The sequence below is a fragment of the Pedobacter sp. KBW06 genome (assembly GCF_003852525.1).
Classification (GTDB): Bacteria; Bacteroidota; Bacteroidia; order Sphingobacteriales; family Sphingobacteriaceae; genus Pedobacter.
The window spans coordinates 1,615,351-1,633,750 of sequence record NZ_QAJL01000003.1; the positions used below are offsets into that span (position 1 = coordinate 1,615,351).

General features: G+C 42.7%; 16 protein-coding genes and 1 tRNA gene. 9 read left to right on the top strand and 8 right to left on the bottom strand.

All coding sequences use genetic code 11. The features are described 5' to 3' along the window. Positions 1–89 precede the first annotated feature (89 nt). Both DBR43_RS21435 and DBR43_RS21440 read right to left on the bottom strand, forming a co-directional pair. Positions 90–797 (bottom strand): DUF4198 domain-containing protein, encoded by a 708-nt coding sequence (locus tag DBR43_RS21435; RefSeq protein WP_124584521.1) that lies wholly within the window; start codon positions 795–797, stop codon positions 90–92. 15 nt (positions 798–812) lie between these two features. After that, positions 813–2,063, bottom strand: coding sequence for a PepSY-associated TM helix domain-containing protein (locus tag DBR43_RS21440; protein ID WP_124584523.1), 1,251 nt, complete (start codon positions 2,061–2,063; stop codon positions 813–815). Positions 2,064–2,447: 384 nt separating this feature from the next. Here DBR43_RS21440 and DBR43_RS21445 point away from each other — a divergent pair, with 384 nt between their 5' ends. Continuing rightward, entirely contained in the window at positions 2,448–2,870 is a 423-nt protein-coding gene (locus DBR43_RS21445; RefSeq protein ID WP_124584525.1) for an SRPBCC family protein, read from the top strand. On the opposite strand, the gene DBR43_RS21450 is transcribed toward DBR43_RS21445, so the two are convergent. From DBR43_RS21450 to DBR43_RS21460, 3 genes are read right to left on the bottom strand one after another with little or no spacing between them, the layout of a single operon-like run. Continuing rightward, positions 2,871–4,034, bottom strand: a complete 1,164-nt coding sequence (locus tag DBR43_RS21450) for a TIGR03364 family FAD-dependent oxidoreductase (protein ID WP_124584527.1) — start codon at positions 4,032–4,034, stop codon at positions 2,871–2,873. Between the two features lie 21 nt (positions 4,035–4,055). Next, entirely contained in the window at positions 4,056–5,393 is a 1,338-nt protein-coding gene (locus tag DBR43_RS21455) for a DUF5690 family protein (RefSeq protein ID WP_124584528.1), read from the bottom strand. Positions 5,394–5,400: 7 nt separating this feature from the next. Next, positions 5,401–6,081 carry an HAD hydrolase-like protein gene (locus DBR43_RS21460; protein WP_124584530.1) on the bottom strand — a complete coding sequence of 227 codons (681 nt, stop codon included), beginning with the start codon at positions 6,079–6,081 and terminating at the stop codon, positions 5,401–5,403. A gap of 146 nt (positions 6,082–6,227) precedes the next feature. Here DBR43_RS21460 and DBR43_RS21465 point away from each other — a divergent pair, with 146 nt between their 5' ends. Together DBR43_RS21465 and DBR43_RS21470 are read left to right on the top strand one after the other, a co-directional pair. Further along, on the top strand, positions 6,228–6,704 hold the full coding sequence (locus DBR43_RS21465; RefSeq protein ID WP_124584532.1) for a TspO/MBR family protein: 477 nt from the start codon (positions 6,228–6,230) through the stop codon (positions 6,702–6,704). A gap of 81 nt (positions 6,705–6,785) precedes the next feature. Further along, positions 6,786–7,316, top strand: a complete 531-nt coding sequence (locus DBR43_RS21470; protein WP_124584534.1) for a hypothetical protein — start codon at positions 6,786–6,788, stop codon at positions 7,314–7,316. Here the strand turns inward: DBR43_RS21470 and DBR43_RS21475 are convergent. Further along, positions 7,313–9,715, bottom strand: a complete 2,403-nt coding sequence (locus DBR43_RS21475) for a BamA/TamA family outer membrane protein (protein WP_124584536.1) — start codon at positions 9,713–9,715, stop codon at positions 7,313–7,315. The two genes, DBR43_RS21470 and DBR43_RS21475, sit on opposite strands and share 4 nt — an antisense overlap. Between DBR43_RS21475 and DBR43_RS21480 the strand changes: the two genes are divergently transcribed. From DBR43_RS21480 to DBR43_RS21490, 3 genes are all read left to right on the top strand, one after another. Further along, the gene (locus DBR43_RS21480) at positions 9,706–10,455 is read left to right on the top strand and encodes a TrmH family RNA methyltransferase (protein ID WP_124584538.1); all 750 of its coding nucleotides are present in this window, start codon (positions 9,706–9,708) and stop codon (positions 10,453–10,455) included. The two genes, DBR43_RS21475 and DBR43_RS21480, sit on opposite strands and share 10 nt — an antisense overlap. 48 nt (positions 10,456–10,503) lie before the next feature. Then, a tRNA-Cys gene (locus DBR43_RS21485) sits at positions 10,504–10,574 on the top strand. Between the two features lie 40 nt (positions 10,575–10,614). Next, the gene (locus tag DBR43_RS21490; protein ID WP_069377966.1) at positions 10,615–10,791 is read left to right on the top strand and encodes a spore protein; all 177 of its coding nucleotides are present in this window, start codon (positions 10,615–10,617) and stop codon (positions 10,789–10,791) included. A gap of 109 nt (positions 10,792–10,900) precedes the next feature. Here the strand turns inward: DBR43_RS21490 and DBR43_RS21495 are convergent, their stop codons facing one another. Further along, positions 10,901–11,929: a quinone-dependent dihydroorotate dehydrogenase gene (locus DBR43_RS21495; protein WP_124584540.1), complete on the bottom strand. Its 1,029-nt coding sequence runs from the start codon at positions 11,927–11,929 to the stop codon at positions 10,901–10,903. 241 nt (positions 11,930–12,170) lie between these two features. On the opposite strand from DBR43_RS21495, the gene DBR43_RS21500 reads away from it, so the two are divergent. Continuing rightward, positions 12,171–14,087 carry an ABC-F family ATP-binding cassette domain-containing protein gene (locus DBR43_RS21500; protein WP_124584542.1) on the top strand — a complete coding sequence of 639 codons (1,917 nt, stop codon included), beginning with the start codon at positions 12,171–12,173 and terminating at the stop codon, positions 14,085–14,087. Beyond that, the gene (locus tag DBR43_RS21505; RefSeq protein ID WP_124584544.1) at positions 14,087–15,358 is read left to right on the top strand and encodes a DUF5103 domain-containing protein; all 1,272 of its coding nucleotides are present in this window, start codon (positions 14,087–14,089) and stop codon (positions 15,356–15,358) included. Before DBR43_RS21500 ends, DBR43_RS21505 begins: the two co-directional genes overlap by 1 nt. Positions 15,359–15,378: 20 nt before the next feature. Here the strand turns inward: DBR43_RS21505 and DBR43_RS21510 are convergent, their stop codons facing one another. Beyond that, positions 15,379–16,869 (bottom strand): alpha-amylase, encoded by a 1,491-nt coding sequence (locus DBR43_RS21510; RefSeq protein ID WP_124584546.1) that lies wholly within the window; start codon positions 16,867–16,869, stop codon positions 15,379–15,381. A gap of 139 nt (positions 16,870–17,008) precedes the next feature. On the opposite strand from DBR43_RS21510, the gene DBR43_RS21515 reads away from it, so the two are divergent. Beyond that, positions 17,009–18,397, top strand: coding sequence for a phosphatase PAP2 family protein (locus DBR43_RS21515; protein WP_124584548.1), 1,389 nt, complete (start codon positions 17,009–17,011; stop codon positions 18,395–18,397). The last annotated feature ends 3 nt before the right edge of the window (positions 18,398–18,400 follow it).

The following is an 18,400-nucleotide window of genomic DNA, read 5'->3' on the forward strand; positions in this document are numbered from 1 at the left end:
TCAGTATGCTTACAATTCTCACACCAAATTCGAAACAAAAAGGGCGGCCACCATTGGTGACCGCCCTTTTCAGGAGCTTCAAAGTTCAATTAGTTCACCGCGATACTCAATGTTGCCACACGTTGAATACTTTCAAATGCCTGTCCTTCTACTTTTTCATTATTGCCTGCTTCCAGGAGATAGGTACCTGGCCATTCCGGTGTAAAAGTAGTCTTTCCATCAGCACCTGTTTTCACTTGTTTCGTCCATCCTTTCGGGGCGAAAACAGATACTTCCACATCCGCTGTCGGCTGCGCTTTGAAATGGCTGCTTAAAGTGACTGCTTTTCCTGTCTTCAGACTGGCCAAAGCATCTACAAACACGCCCAGATCTGCTTTATTTGCAAGGGCAGTATTACCTGTGTTTGCTTTACCTACACTCACCAATGCAGCTGCATTAAACTGATATTGTTTTTTACCGGCGATTTGTTTTACCGTATGACTGATACTTAAGGTATACACCCCGTCTGCTGCCGGAGTAAAGTTTGCCACAAAATGATCTTCTTTTGGAGTCACTTTCAGTTGCTCTTTCTCTCCCTGAGGATTGATCAGCCAAAGGCTGAATTCTTTCGTATCCGACCACCAGTCGCCCAGTTTCTCAGGTTGGCTTTCTCCGGGTTCACCATAGAAGATTTTCACTTCCTGAGCCGTTCCCTTTTTGCCATTTGCCGCTGTTTTAATAAACAAGGCATGCGCAAATAATTGATTTACGCTGAACATCAGGGCCAGCGATAATACGAGTGTTTTTAGTTTGTTCATTTTTTTATTTTGTAATTAGGTGATACTTTCTTCCACAACCGCCATCTTTCTAGCGCTGGGTTTAGCTGCTGCCGTACCTGGCTTCTTTGGTTTCTTTTTTCGCTTGCCCCACCAGATGATAAATCCGGTAATGGGTAAGGAAGCGCCGATCAGTGCGCCAAAAAAAGCAAGAATTTTACCCGGCAAACCCAATATCGAGCCGACATGGATATCGTAGTTCATTTTTCTGATTTTCGCCGGGAAAGAGGCTTCTGAGAATTTCACATCATAAACCGGATGTGCAGGAAACTCTTTTAAGGTATGCCGGTCAAAAGCAAAACTCATGTTGTCATAATACCTTCCGGCAGTGGGATAGATATAAATGTTGATCGTGGACTTTGCATCCGTGGTATCCGGATAGCCATAGTAAAATCCCTGTGCTTCCGGAGTTTTGGTAATCACCTTTTTCCAGGCCAGGTCCATTGCCGCACGGGAAGTATAAAACTTGTTGGCCTGCAGGGAATCAGATTTTACGTCCTTATAATCCGGCAGGCTCTGCCCCGCTGAAGTCACCCAATACAAACCTTTGCTATACCATTCAATTCCGTAAACCATCCCGGTTAATGCAATGGCGAGCAGCACCAGCAAAGAATAAAATCCGAGTACATTATGAAAATCATAGTTTACCCGTTTAAAAGAGGCACCCCATTTAATCTGGAAACTCCTTTCCCTGGTACTTTTGGTCCATTTCTTTGGCCACCACAAAACCATTCCTGTGATTAAAAGGAAGACAAAAATCAGGGTGCTGTAATTCACAATCGGTCGTCCGATCTTATAAGGCATCCATAAAAACCGGTGTCCGCTCAGCACGAAACTGAAGAAGTCGGTCTCTCCCTTTTCCTTGATTTCTTTTTTAATGAGTTTCCCGGTGTATGGATTGATGTAAAGCGTGATGTTCCCTCTTCTTCCTTCTCCCAGTCCGACAGTAATCGCTTTACCTTGCTGGTAAGTGGCATAACTTACCTTCTTATCCGGATAAATTTTCGCAGCCGCATCGGATAACTGTGAAGGTGTTAAAACAGGTTTATCCTGTCTGGCAATATTCGTTTCCGGATTTAAGACCGACTTAATTTCATCTATGAACACGTAAAGGCAGCCCGTTACGCAAACAATCACCATCACGATTCCGGTTACCAATCCCAGCCAAAGGTGAAGCCAGGCAGAGATCCTGTAGAATAAGGAACGTGGGTGTTTTTTCTTTTTAGGGCTGGTAGTTTTGGCTATCATGAGGTTAAGGCTTCTTCACCGTCAGGTGATCCGTCATACAATTAGTGCTGTACGGCTTTTATCTAAAATTTTTGATTTCTGTTTTTCCCGTAAATTAACACCTGCAAACACCAGGCATCAATTCTGTGATGATTAGTTCATTTATTAACGTTCGCAAATATAGCCTTATTTAGAATAGGTACAAATAAAGATTAGATTTATATCATTGTTTTCTCAGGTAGCGGACGCTATTTGATCATACAAAGCATATGGGCCTTATTTATCCGGCTGTTCCAATTTTATCTGAGCTTTCAATTGGGATGCTTTGTCTTGAATCCCCCTGAAACAATTCCGTTTTACCCCTTTTAACCGGACCGTATTCGGCTTACCTTTAAAGAAAAAAAAATGGCTAACATAGAACACATCAATGTATTAAAGGCACCTATAGCAAAGGTATACGAGGCATTAACTACCGAGGAAGGACTGGCAGCGGTATGGACCAGCGAATTGAAAGTAAAACCTGAAGTTGGGTTTATCAACACGTTCAGCTTTGGTGCTGAAACAGATCATTTTGAGATCAAAGCACTTGTTCCCAACCAACGGGTGTTGTGGTACTGTATAGATTCCGATCCTCAATGGATAGGAACAAGTGTTTCTTTTGATTTGGAAGAAAAGAGAGGAAAAACATTCGTCACCCTGAAACAGACCGACTGGGTAGAAGTAACGGAGTTTTACAGGCATTGTAATTACAACTGGGCCTTTTTCCTATATAGCCTTCAATGTTATTGTGAAAACGGAAAAGGCATTAATTATCAACAGCGCTACTGATCAGATCCCCAGGATCTTTTTTAAACTTGCTTCGGTATAACCGGCACTTGCCGTCATGCCTTTACCACCAATACATGTACGGATGTGGATACAGTCTTCAATATCATATTCCAGGATATGTTCCGTAGGATGCTGCGGATAAAATCCGGCCCAGGTTGTAGCCATATCACGGAGGTTGAAGTTGACAATCCGTTCTCCTTCTTTCAGCATCAGTTCATTGATGTGTTGTTTCACATTAAAGCCAAGTTCATCAAAATGATTCACATCGGCATATTCATGAGAATCCCCGATGATAAAGCTCCCGTCTTCGGCTTTTTTAAACAACAGGTGAATTCCCCATTCTTTAAGTTCGCGATAATGTTCCGGAATGCTTAAATTTTTGAAGGAAGGACAATATTCTTCAAAACTCTCATACCTTCTGATGGTCAAACCTGTCAGGATATTCCCTTCAAGTTCCACTTTCGGCATCGGAACCGTACGCATCATCTGAAGCTTACTGATCACTTGTCCGCTCTTTTCAAATAAAGCAGGAAACAAGAGTTTAAATTCATAACCGTTACAAAGTACCGCCTTATCAGCGGTATAGACCTCTCCTCTGCTCAAACGAACTTCAGCTCCTTTTCCATTGGCAATACAATCTACCACCGGCGAATTGCAGAGCAAGGTATAGTCTTCAAATTTTCCGCGCATGAACTCCTGCAGGCGATAAATCATTGCAGTTGGGTCTACACTGATCTCCTGGTCAAAAAGCAAAGCTTCTTTAGCGTAACTACTTCTTATGGCAGGGTATTTAGTCAGAATTTGTTCTTTTCCCAGCAATTGCTGCGAATAACCCAAAGTATCATAATGTGCTTTCAGTTCATGAATCAGATTTTGTTCCTCCTCATCAGAAGCAATGTATACACTTCCGTTTTTTCTTACAGAAATGTCAAACTCCTGCTGAATTTCCTGATAGATTTCCAGGCCGCGGACGCCATAGTCAAACCAGACACCCGTCATCCCGGAGGGAATCACCTGACCAAAATTTCTTACCGTAGCGCCTACCGGATAGTTGTCTTTTTCCAGTTGCAAAACCTTCTTTCCGTTTTTCAAGGCATGGTAAGCATGAAAGGTGCCTAATATTCCACCTCCAATTACAATCAGGTCATAATGTTTTGTATTCATTTTTAAAATTTTATTGATGATTTATTCTGCTCCCCTTTTCACCTCCAGGCTCAATCCGGAGAGGGTAATATTACTTTCTTTTTTCTTATTCTTTAAACTTTTCTGGCGGAAATACAGGAGAGACAACATGCTGCAGCTGACCCCGACAACGGCTGCGATTACCGCGCTCTGCCTGAAAAAATGACCCCAGCTGATCTCTGCATCTCCAAACTCTTTGAACAACAAAATACTCACACTTCCCAGGTATCCGATAGAATCTGCCACATACATGACGAAACCGATATTGCTCTTGTAATGGAAAGTAGCGATCATGCGCTCAAAGAAGATGGCATTGTAAGGAATATAAGCCATGTACAAGCCCATTCCCACCATCACCATCCAGACTACCGGGCTAATGTAATGTGCATCAAAGAGCAGGGTACCAATTCCTGTCAAGGCACATCCTGCGATGATCATTCCATGAATGATAATGAAAGCTTTCAGGTTGTTCTTTACCAGGATCAGCATGCTCACCAGGAACAAGACCACCAGGGCGATGAAGCCATCTATCTTGGTATAGATATGGTTGTCCGTTACGCCCAGGTCATGCCAGATCTCGACTTCAAAATTATCCCTCAGGTCGCGGATAACGGTCAGTACCACATAGATGATTACCGTAAGGATAATCCCGGGCAGGAAGTTCAGGATAAACTTTTTACGCTGTGCAGCATCCATGGGTGCCCTTTTGGTCCTCAGCAGCTGGTCTTCTTTGGTTGGTGGCGGCATGAGTTCCAGAAAGCCCACAAAGAGCAACAATGGAATCACAAACAACAAGCCTGTACAGAAAGGCATCCAGTACTCATTTACCGGGAACACGGCCATAATGGTCCTTGCCACTGTTTTTATAAATCCCGAAGCAAAGATCAGGCTGACGGAGAGGATTGCCCCCATAAACTCGGTATTGCGCCTTCCTTCCAGGTAGCTGAATACCAGTCCCCAGATCATTCCCAGGGGAAATCCATTGATAAACAGGAAAGCAATGTTCCAGGGAGCCGGTACCAGCGCAAAACCCAGTAAGGCAAACCAGGAGATGCCAATCAGTTTCAGGATACTCCTTCCCCTGTTCTTCCCGGAAGATTCTGCAATAAAGCGAATGCCATAAAACTTGCTGAAGGTATAGCCCAATACCTGGGCAATGACCAGCCATACTTTATAATCGATCCCCAGATAGCCATGTCCATCAAAGGTGCCTGCCGTAAATGCTTTACGAAAAGCATACATACTCGTATAACAACCAAATGCTGCTAAGCCGGCCAGTATGGAGATATGACTATACGACCATCCGGCAACCTTGTTCCGGCAATGCTGTAAGAGGCTCATCCTGGTATTATTGACTAATGATTTCTAACACTTCGGCAATATCATCGATGATATGCGTAGGATGGTATGGCAGCAATTCATCATGGGTAAATGCACCTGTGGTAATCCCAATGGTATACCTGCAACCCGAATTTAAGCCTTCGTTTACATCCACTTCTGTATCTCCTACCTTAGCCACTTCCATTGGATCTGAGATGTTTAATTCTGCCATGATCTTTTTGATCATATCCGGATAAGGCCTGCCATTGGTCACTTCGTCACTGGCAACCATATAATCAACGGTATCTTCCCATTTCAGACGGGAGATGATGATGTCGGCGATATCTCTCGAAAAACCAGTATCCAGGCCTATTTTAATGCCCATTTTTTTCAATTGAACAAAAGTATTTTCTACATTGGGAAGAGGAACCACATCGGCCGAGGTCTGGTAGAAATCAATCATGAAAGCCACAAAATCGGCGTGGATCTCCGCAATCAGTGCCGGAGTGATTTTAGTTTGATCTGACTCTTCCTTTTGAAGGATCATTTCTATAGCAATGGGTTTCTCATAACCCATCATTGGATTTATTACTTCAATATTTACTTCATAACCATGCGCTTTCATGGCTTGCTGAAAGGCCAGACCTACGTAATTCTTATCTTTTACGGTGGTACCGGCCATGTCGAACACTACTAATTTTATAGACATCTTAGAACATTTATTTGTTCTGCAATACTAAACTTTGTTTATTAACACTAAACAAAGTTTAAGTTAAGGAATTGTTAGGTTTATTTAAATCGCCCGGATAGAATCAAAATCTTAGATTTGCGTTGTTCACCTTATAAAATATACAGATGAAGTTCAATCCGATCGCTTTTGTCGTTAACCTGGCCATCCCTTTAGCTGCAGGCGCAGTGGGCAGCATACTCACGCTAACCTCCGTAAAAACATGGTATCCCACTTTGGCTAAACCTTCTTTTAATCCGCCCGACTGGCTTTTCCCTCCGGTATGGACTTCTCTATTTATCCTGATGGGATTTTCCGCTTACCTCGTGTGGCAAAAAAGGGAACAGGTGGCTCATTTTCCAAGAACCATTGCGGTTTACTTTATCCAGATCGTATTAAATATTTTGTGGTCTTTCCTGTTTTTCTATGCCCATTCTATCGGTGCCGCATTATTTGAGATCTTCGCTTTGCTGATCGCAATTGTGATCAATGCCAGGGTATTTTATAAAATCGATAAGACTGCAGGCCTGCTTTTTATCCCCTATTTTTTATGGGTATGTTTTGCAAGCCTGCTGACTTACAACATTTTCATTCTGAACGGATAATTTATTGAGCAAGACCTGAAAACCTAAGTGCTTTTGCTACATTTGGGAGATTTTTTATTATCATCAATGATTTGTAGCCTAATGAAACGTATATCCTTATTGTTTTTTCTATTCCTGGCCTATGCTTCTGCTTTCGCACAAAATGCAGACATCAATAACTTTATCGTTAAAGAGAGTTTGCTTAAAAACAGCAAACTGGCCATCATCGCCGCTGATTCACTGGATCATCCGATAGAAAAAATTAATGGGGTATATACCTTTACAGTAAGTGGTTTTACACAGTCTATTACCTTCAATGATGGGGTTGCGGTATTGCCTCTGCAACTGGAAAGGTCTGCTTTTGTATACCTGAAACATCAGAATGATAAAGGCACACACAGCAAGCTTTTGTATGTCTACAAAAAGGACGGGACACTAAACCCTTATACGATCAACAGCATGTGGCTGATCCTGTTTCCGGTGATCCTGGTATTCCTGGCCTTTGCCTTCAGAAAGTTCATCATTATCGCAGTGATCCTGTTGCTGGTTTTCTTCTACTTTAACCATAGCAACGGACTGAATGTATCAACTTTCTTTGAGACGGTCTTTGACGGCCTGAAAAAGATGTTCTAGAAAGGCATCCCTATCCCGAAATTGTATTGTACAAAGCGATAGCTGTCCGGATCATTTTTAGCCTTATATGCAGCCTTGAATGCCCTGCCTCCGCTAAAGAATTTGTTGATTACCCATTGATCTGATCCTGTAAATTGCGGGTCTTTAAGTTTAAGTCCGACATCAAAGCGGAATACAAAGTATTGTACATCGTAGCGGAAGCCCATACCGGTACCGATGGCAATTTGTTTGCCCAGGTTTTTAAGCTGGAAAACTTTTTCCGGATTTGAGGGATTGGACAGGTCCCAGACATTTCCCATATCCAAAAATACTGCCCCTTTTAGTTTCCCACCAAAGAACCTGTTAATCAGCTGATATCTATATTCCAGATTTGCTTCCATATGCATTTCACCCAACTGATCGAGTCCAAATAATGCCCTTCGTGCAATTGCACTGGGAATACTATCCCCTCTGTTATAATTACCAGGTCCGAGTGTTCTCGCCTGCCAGGCCCTTACCCCTGAAGAACCTCCGGCAAAGAAATACTTCTCAAGAGGAACTTCTACAGAGTTTCCATAAGCGTAAGCTAAACCTGCGTTTAATCTCGCTACAAACTGACGCTCTCCACCCAATCCTTTATACCAGCGTATGTCAACCTCCGGTCGGAAATACTGGGTATAGGGCTGTCCCAGAATTTTTGCCGGATTATCATTTTTAGGATCGCTCTTAGTTCCGGCAAGCTTTGATATCGCTTGCAGCAAATTGCCGGCAACATCAACATTCCCACGGAAGTAGACAAAATTCTTATTACTTAGCAGCTTATCTGCATTTAAGGAATAAGTATATTTTATCCCAAGCGTAATGGCTTTCCTTTGCAACAATTGAATCGCGTAGAAATTATTTAGGTAGATATTTGCACCTTCCGGGTCATTTGGGTCCTTCGGATCAAAAAGTAATTTACCAAACCTGTATTCAAAATTTAAAGGGGTAAGCGAGTGTATTTTTGATTTTGTTTCAATAAATTCATAAGTCAGGGAAGTTTGAATTACCCTCCGGGAAAAAAAGTCCTTCTGTAAAGCGTAAACATAACTCGCAGAAAAAATAGTGTGTGGCATTCCACCTTTACCAGTCACATACTTAGAGAAGAAGGGGGCCATCAGTCTGGGAACAGATAAACTGGTACTTATGGAAAAATCGCGCTGATAAATATCCCCAAAGAGGCCTCCACCCTGTCCGATTCTGGACTGCAAACCTCCTTTTACCTGAAATTCAAACTTTTCTGCACCTCTGAAAAAATTATTGTTGGTATACGTATTACTCAAAGTAAAACCAACTGTTCCCCCATTAAAAGGAACCTCCCCCTCTACTCTGTTGCTCATGATTTTCTGAGGAATCAACTGAATAAAAGGGTTCACTTTATTGGAACTGTCTTTTGCTTTCTGATACTCGATCTTTACATTCTTAAAAACATTCAACTCGTACAAACGATTAAAGGTGGTCGTTTCATTCCGAATGTCATATTGTTCTCCCTGACGCAAAAAGTTATACCTGACTACAGGATTCCTTCTGAATTTTTTAGAAAGGTCAGTATACCTTAATCCATTAAAAATCCGCTTATTTAAAATAATCGTATCCGGATATCCGTCTGAATTTGGGGCAATCAGCAAATTCGTCTCTCCAATCGTATATTTCACATGGTGAGGCTTATCCAAAGGATTGTCAATCTGCAGGGTCACCTTTGCTTTACTGGCGTTACTGTTAGAGTCGACCAGGTATTTCACATAAGGCTTTGCAAAATCGTAATATCCATTCTCTTTCATCAGCTGATAAATCTGATCCCTTTCATGTCCGAGGGAGTCGTCATCATAACGCATCCCTTTTTTAATATGGGTAAACAAGTCTTTCTTCGACAGATACAAGCTTTTAACGGCAGAATCCGGAATCTCATATTTGATCTCGCTAATCGAAAACTCAGGGCCTGATTTTGTCGTAAAAAGCACTTCTGCTTTCTGATCCTTAACTTTAATATCAGATTTCACCTTAGCCATGAAATAACCTTTGGAAACAAGGTATTTTTCAATCTGGTTACGGGAGATTTCTACCAGCGCACTATCCAGAATCGGAGGCGGACTTCCGATGGCTTTAATGTTACTCGTCTTATACCGTCCGTTCTTGGTGTTGAATATATTATACAAAAACACATTGATTCCGATCGTTGAAGTAGGCCGGATGTCTTTTTGAATATAGTTGTAGGCTTCTTCTTCGAAACTCTTATTTAAGCTGTCTATTTTGACCTTTTTAACGACGGATTGATAGTCTTCGATGTATTTTGTTGAGGAACATCCTGCAGCAAAAACAATAATAAGTAGTAATATTGCACGAAACTGAACATTCTTTTTATAAATATAGTATGCTTTCAAAATCTCAAATAAGTTTTATTAAATCGTTACATCAAAAAAAGTACCGTAAAGAAAATGGGATATTTATTATTGAAGGTATAAAATCTATTGCAGAATTTATTCAATCTTCATACCAGATTCATAGTATCTATTATCTGGCTCAATATCAGCCGCTGCTTCCTGCTTTACCGGCAAATATAAAGTTATTTGAAGTAAACAACGCTGAACTGGATAAGATTAGTACGTTACAGACGCCACAGGGAATTCTCGCCCTGGTCAATATTCCTAAAAATCCGGAACTGGATGTCAAACAACTTCAAAATACTTTTTCTTTAGTACTGGACGACATACAGGACCCCGGCAATCTGGGCACCATTATTCGTACTGCAGACTGGTTTGGCTTTAAGCAGATCATTTGTTCCAGGCATACCGTAGAAGTTTATAATCCGAAAACCGTTCAGGCGACAATGGGTTCTTTAAGCAGGGTAAATATTTTTTACCAGGACCTTCCCCCCCTTCTGTCGGCCACAAAGGTTCCGGTCTTCGGAGCGGTATTTAATGGCAAAAGTATGTACGATACAGATTGGGGAACGGAAGGACTGGTCATTTTGGGCAATGAAGGGCAGGGAATTTCCCCGGAAATCATCGAACTCATTACTGATCCGGTCACAATTCCGAGGATTGGAGGAGCAGAATCTTTAAACGTAGCTGTTTGTGCTGCAATACTATGCGCAGATATTAGCAGAAATTTTCAAAAATAAATTGCATACTAAGTTATAATTACTATTTTTGCATCCTGAATTTCAACAGGTCGAGTGGCCGAGTGGCTAGGCAGAGGTCTGCAAAACCTCCTACAGCGGTTCGAATCCGCTCTCGACCTCAGATTTATAATAAATTAAAAAATTAAAGGTTTACACACCATGGCAGTTACGAGATTAAAAAGAAAAGACAGAAGAAATAAGACTTTCGCTAAATTAGACGTGAAAAACTTAAAGTTAGCTACAAACATCGAGTTAGGTAGCCGTTCTAAACAATCTACTAAAGACCAATTGGCTAAAAACAATGCGGTCCTTGACAAACTTACTGCAAAAGCATAAGTTTCTGTTTTTTAAAACACAAGAAAAAGACCTTAGGATATCCTAAGGTCTTTTTTTATGCCTGTTATTTTCTGCAGGTCAATTCAGGTATCAAAAGCAAAGAACCCGTTTAAACGAGTTCTTTACAGATTTTCTTCACTACACCCGGTCCTTCATAGATGAAGCCCGTATAAAGCTGCACTAAGGAAGCACCAGCTTCCAGTTTATCTTTCGCATCCTGCGGAGAGTGAATCCCTCCTACCCCGATGATCGGGAATGCTTTATTTGATTTTTCAGACAGATACCTGATCACCTGTGTAGAGCGGACCGTAAGCGGCTTACCACTCAGGCCTCCGGCTTCGCTGAGCACCTTATCAGTGGTACGCAGTCCAGATCTGTCAATTGTTGTATTCGTTGCAATCACGCCCGCGATACCGGTCTTCATCACAATCTCTACAATATCGTCCAGCTGTTCATTGGTCAGGTCAGGCGCAATCTTTAACAGAATCGGTCTACAAACCTCATGTGTCTGATTTCTTTGCTGCAAAGTATTCAGCAAATGCATCAGCGGTTCCTTTTCCTGCAGCTCCCTTAAACCCGGAGTATTCGGCGAGCTCACATTGACCACAAAATAATCCACCACATCGAATAAACGGTCGAAACACTTGATGTAATCATTTACCGCTTCTTCATTGGGGGTACTTTTATTCTTTCCGATGTTTCCACCGATCACGATGCTTTTATCTTTATCCTTCAGGAGCCTTAAACGCTCCGCCAGGGTATCTACTCCTTTATTATTGAAGCCCATTCTATTGATGATGGCTTCATCTTCGGGAATCCGGAACATGCGGGGCTGCTCATTTCCGGGCTGCGGTAATGGCGTAACCGTTCCTACTTCTATAAAGCCGAAACCCAGATTACTCAGTGCCTCTATGTATTCTCCGTTTTTATCAAAACCTGCAGCAAGCCCGACAGGGTTCCTGAATTTAATCCCAAAGACTTCACGCTCCAGACCTTTGATGTTCACATCAAAGCTGCTGCGTAAAATTGTTCTCCCAAACGGGAAATGATTGTGGAACCAATTCAGCTGTTTCACCACAAAATGGTGGACTTTTTCCGGGTCAAACTGAAAAAAAAGAGGTTTAATTAGACGATACATTTAACGAATATAGAAAGGGGTTAGACAAAACGCAAAAATACGCAGTAATGTTAACAAAACATCAATACTGCGCATAAAATTCCCCCGCATTAAAGCACAGAACTTTATACCCGCTCCGGATAAACGCATAAACATGCAGAAAACAGGTATTTAAACGCCATAAAACAGGGAAAATAAATTACAAAACCATAGCGAATAATATACCAGTGAAAAGCAAACAAAATTGTATTTTTGCAGCCAAATGATTTCAATAAACGACTTAACATTCCTGATAGGCTCCAGAGCTTTATACGACGAGGCAAACTGGCACATTAAACCAGGCGAAAGAATTGGATTAATCGGAGCCAACGGAACCGGTAAATCAACACTTCTAAAAATAATAGTTGGAGAGTACGGCCCCTCTTCAGGCAGTATTTCCATGTCGAAAGACCTGAAAATAGGCTACCTGAACCAGGATTTACTTTCTTACGACTCACACCATAGCATTTTACACGTAGCGATGGAGGCCTTTGAGCGCCAAAATCAACTTCATGATGAAATTGAAGACCTCTTAAAAAAGATTGAAACAGATTATTCTGAAGAAGTTTTAAACAAACTAAGCGATAAACAACAGGAGTTTGAAGCCCTGGATGGTTACAGCATAGAATACAGGGCAAATGAGATCCTTGCAGGTCTTGGTTTCAGTACCGCAGATCAGCACAGACCATTGAATACTTTCTCCGGAGGATGGAGGATGAGGGTAATGCTTGCAAAGATCCTTTTGCAAACCCCGGATATCCTTTTACTGGATGAGCCTACCAACCACATGGATTTACCTTCCATCAAATGGCTGGAAACTTATCTATTGAGCTTTGAAGGTGCAATTGTGATTGTTTCTCACGATAGGTACTTCTTAGACAAAGTGGTGAACCGTATTGTAGAATCCCGCAAAGGGAAACTAACGCCTTATGCAGGAAATTATACCTTCTATCTGGAAGAGAAATCCCTTCGCGGAGAGATCCAGAAAGGAGAATTCAAAAATCAGCAGGCAAAGATCAAACAGGAAGAACGCCTGATCGAACGTTTCCGTGCCAAAGCTTCAAAAGCAAAAATGGCGCAATCAAGGATGAAAGCCCTCGATAAAATGGAGCGTGTGGAAGATGTCGATGACGACAATCCAACGGTAAACTTCCAGTTCAAATTCTCTAAACCATCCGGCCGTCACGTGATCCGCGTAGAGGAAGCTTATAAAAGCTATCCGAACGTAGACATCCTTGAAAATGCGGAAGGTCTGATTGAAAAAGGAGATAAAATCGCTTTAATCGGTGCCAATGGTAAGGGTAAATCAACCTTGTTGCGGATCATCGCAGGTGCGGAAGCCTTTGACGGTAAATGTGAAACCGGTCATAATGTAACCACCACCTTCTTTGCACAGCATCAGCTGGAGTCCTTACACCTGGACAATACCATCTTAGAAGAGCTTCAGGCATTTGCGCCTAAGCATACCGATACAGAATTGCGCGGGATCCTGGGCTGTTTCCTTTTCACCGGCGACGATGTTTTCAAAAAGATCCGCGTCCTGTCCGGAGGAGAGAAATCAAGGGTGGCACTGGCAAAATCGTTAACTACAGATTCGAACTTCCTGATTCTGGATGAGCCTACCAATCACCTGGACATCCAATCGGTAAACATCCTGATCCAAGCATTGACACAATATGAAGGAACTTTCATCGCGGTATCCCACGATAGGTATTTCCTGGATAATGTGGCCAACAAGATCTGGTTCATCGAAGATAAAGACATCAAAGAATACCCTGGTACCTATGCAGAATATGAAGAGTGGAACAGCAAAAGAGCACCTGCTGCACCTTCCAGTGTTCCGGTAAGACCAGACAAAGAGGTGAAACCAAAAGCGGTAGTAACCGAAAAACCAGCACCGAGCAATCAGCAGCAATTAAAAAAGCTGAATGAGCAATTGAAAAAGATTGAAGCAGAGATCGCTGATTTTGAACAGAATGTAAAAAATATCGAGGCAGAAATTGCAGACGAGGCTGTGTATTCAAATGCCGGAAAGTTAGCAGAAGCCAACAAAAACTATATCAGTGCAAAGCACCAGCTGGACAATGCCCAGAACAAGTGGGAAGAGCTGGCATCAGACATTATGGAGATGGAAGGATAATGATAAAATCAGGCGGATTCTTTTTCCTGCTGTTATTAAGTATACAGATTGCTGTGGCTCAGGACCGGCAATTTGTATACGATAATAAAGTGTACCTGCCCGAAATCCGGACGGTACAGTGTTACAACACAAAGAAAGAACAATCACTGCCGGTTATCGCCCTGAATTCCGATGAAAAGCTTTATTTCTCTTTTGACAACCTCAATGGAGGTGCTAAGATTTATTCCTATACGATAGAGCAGTGTACCTCAGACTGGAAGCCTTCCCGTTTGTCGCCGCTGGATTACCTGGAAGGCCTTTCGGAAGACCGCATTACGGAGTATAAATATTCTTTCAGCACCTTGCAAAAGTATACCAATTACTCCCTGGTGCTGCCCAACTCCCAGGTAAAACCAAAGATCTCCGGCAACTACTTATTGAAAGTATACGAAGAAGGCAACCCTCAGCAGGCGGTGCTTTCCCAGCGCTTTTATGTGGTCAACAACCAGGTTACTGTTGGCATTAACATTACGGCAAGTCAGCAGGTTTCCCAACGTCAAAGTAATCAGAAAGTTGATTTCACGATTGCCCATACCACGCCCATCCAGAATCCTGCTCTCGACTTAAAAGCAGTGGTGATGCAGAATGGCATCCCTCAAACCGCCATTTTAAACACCAATCCCACTTTTATCAGACCGGGCTCTCTTGTCTATAACGACCTGAACAGCAATGATTTTTCAGGAGGAAATGAATTCAGGAAATTCGACACCCGCAGCTTTCGCTATAAAGCAGAGAATGTACGGGAAATCGTCAGAGAAGACACTGCCATCAACGTCACGCTGTTTACAGACATCAATGGCAATGCTGCAAAATTCACCAACAGATTTGATGAGAACGGCAATTTCTTTATCAGGAATACTGAAGGTCGTGATCCAAATACGGACAGCGATTATGCAGACGTTCAGTTTAGCTTAAATGCAACGCCTCCGAATGCGGGAGGAGATGCCTATGTAGTTGGCCGTTTCAACAATTACGTGCTGAACGAAGCCAGCAAGCTGAGTTATGAACCCAGCCGTCGTCGTTTTTACAAGAACATCAAGTTAAAGCAAGGCTTATACGATTATAAATATGTATGGCTGGATAAACAAAGCGGAAAGACAGACCAGTCTGTTTTTGAAGGTACTTTCTTTGAAACAGAAAACACCTATCAGGTTTTCGTTTATTACCGCAGACCGGGCTCCCGCTGGGAGGAACTCATCGGTTTTTCGAATGTAAATACCACTAAAAGATAAAGTTATTCCTGCTTAAACAGTTATTTCTGCTTAAACACCCATACCGAAAGGCTTTCTGCGTTGCAGAAGAATTCTGCCCATCCCTCGTCATTTACACTGACTTCTTCTGTTCTGCCTCCGATTGCATCCACCATGACCCGGCCTGCATGCTGAACCCCCATTTCTATGGCTTTGAAGCCCTCTGCTCCATTGCTCAGCAATACCGCTAATCCAGAACCTACCTGGTCTGCAATTCCTTCCCTTGTCCAGCCAATACAATTGGGAAAATCAAGGTAATCCCTTTGTAGACCATAGGCCAGGCCTTTTCTGATTTTAATCATTTCCACCAGGCCAGACAAGACCGGAAGACTGACTTCCTGCTCCTCTCCTTCTTTATCTTCATCGGTATAAGTTGCGCCATAAAGGTCAGGGTAAAACACACAGGGAATTCCCTGTTCCCGTAGCAGGATTAAAGCATAAGCCATTGGGCGGAACCACAATTCCACATAAGACTCCAATGCCTGTAATGGCTGAGAATCGTGGTTGTCCACAAAAGTAACCGTTAACAGCGGATGTGTTTGAACGAGGGTATCTTCAAATATTTTAGTCAGGTCGTAATTTTCTCTTTCTTCCGCAGCAAGATGAAAATTCCGGTGAAGAAGCGAATCAAACAACTGCATTCTTCCTTCCGTCAGTTCCAGATACTGCTGCAATTGTTCCAGGCTTTCGATGTTCCAGTTTTCGGCCACGACAAAGAATCCTTCCGGGAAAGCATTTTTCATATGGTCCAACCAGTCGGTCAGAAAGTCGGTAGAAATGTGTTTCACTGCATCCAGCCGGAAGCCCCTCATTCCGCAGGTATTTACATACCATTCGCCCCAGCATTTCAGGTCTGCCCTGACTTCAGGGTTTCTGAACTCGACATCGTTGTACATCAGGTAATCATAATTCCCAAGCTCTGTTGAAGGAACCTCTTCCCAACCTTCCCCATATTCGTTCTGAATGGAATAGATGCCTGTTTCCTTCCGGTCTTCAGCCCAGTCGATTCCGCTAAAGCAGTCCTTGTTCCAGATAAATGCCGAATATTGCCCTTTCCTTCCCGGAAAGTTAAATTTTGTCCAGGCTTCAATCTCATAGGCTTCGGAGGTGAATTCTTCCCTGTTTTCGGGATTTACCGTTCTAACCATCATCTTTTCGAGTTCATCTCCTCCTGCTTTATGGTTAAAGACCACATCGGCGATCACTGCAATCCCTTTGTCCTGCAACACCCGGATTGCTTCCTGGTAAGCCGCTTTCGATCCGTATCTGGTTTCTATGCTGTTCTTTTGATCAAACTCACCGAGATCATAGAGGTCGTAAGGATCATAGCCAACAGAGGCTGCGCCGGAATTGGCTTTATAGGCCGGAGGAAACCAGATGGCAGTAATTCCAATTCCTGCAAGTGTTTCCGCCTCATTTTTCGCTTTAACCCATAATTTTTCTTCCTCATTGTAGTACCAGTGAAAGTACTGTATCAGCGTTTGATTGTCCATGTTTAACAATAACAGCAAGGCTTATAATTTGTTTATCAGCCTTTAAAGAATTCCGTTATCTTTGACGAAAATTAATTTTATTCGCTAATCACAGCAATTTCAGGTGGATTAGCCCGTTAAAGTTTTTTACCATTTATAAATGCAATTCAGACGCCATTTTTACCCGCTCTTATTCACCGGATGCCTTAGTTTCTTCAGTTTAGCTGGAAAAGCACAATATGCAGACAGCACTTTACAACAACCCGTTGTCAACACTTTTTGGAAAAGTACCTTTGTTAAGAAATCGACCGTTCCTTTACTCATGTTTGGTGCAACAGCCCTAACCTGGCCCCATCGTAAGGAGATCAGGGAAGTGAGAAACCGGTTTATTCCTGCTTTCAGGTATAAGTTTGACGATTACATGCAATATGCTCCGGCTGCGGCAGTGGTGGCACTGAATATGGCTGGCGTAAAAGGAAAACATACGCCTAAAAGGGCTTTTGTTTCCTATGCTTTTTCCATCGGAATTATGGGCGCCATTGTAAATGGGGTAAAACACACCTCAAGGGTGGAACGGCCAGATGCCAGTTCAAAGAACTCCTTTCCTTCGGGACATACGGCCATGGCCTTTATGAATGCGACCGTTCTGGACAAGGAATACGGCCAATATTCACATCCGCTCTATGGTGTTGCCGGCTATGCGATGGCTACGGCAACCGCTTTGGGCAGGGGACTAAACAACAGACATTGGGTAACAGATGTACTCGCAGGAGCCGGTGTGGGGATCATTTCTACTGAACTCGGCTACCTGATTACCGATCAGATTTTCAAAAACAGAGGGATGAATGAACCGGTTAAACGCAATCCTGTTCCGATTCAGGCGAAGCCAAGTTTCATTGAAATGCACCTTGGTTATGCTACGGCTACCAGTAAAGACATGACCATGGAAGAGCCCGGGGACATTCGTACGAAAGACGGATTTAACTACGGACTGGAAGGTGCCTGGTTTATCAACAAAAACTTCGGGATTGGTGGTGAGTTCGCTTTCACCAGTTTTCCTTTAAACTCAGATAAAGTAGACCTGGGCCCGGAACTGGGGGAAATCAGCAATGGCTTATTTACACAGGCACTTGGGGTAAGGTATTTGAACATTGGTCCTTATTTCAGTCTGCCTTTAGCCAACAACTGGTTTGTGACGGCAAAATTAAACGCGGGTCTGTCGTCCGGAAGTAACGGAAACATTATTTTAAACATCAAAGAGGAATACCAGAAAGAATACGGAACGGCGGAATTGCCTTACCTGAAGTATAAACCAAGGGCAGCCTTCAGCTGGTCGGCCGGAATGGGTATCCAAAAAAGAATTGGCAGAAATACAGCCATCAAAGCATATACGACTTACTTTAATTCTGCGCATAAGTTTGATATGCAGGGTCTTCAGGATATCGACGACGATGGACATTACATCTACGAACCCCTTCCTCCCGACTACAATAAAACCAGGTTTAACCACCTGACCTTTGGCCTGGGGATTACGGCTTTTCTCTGGTAACTC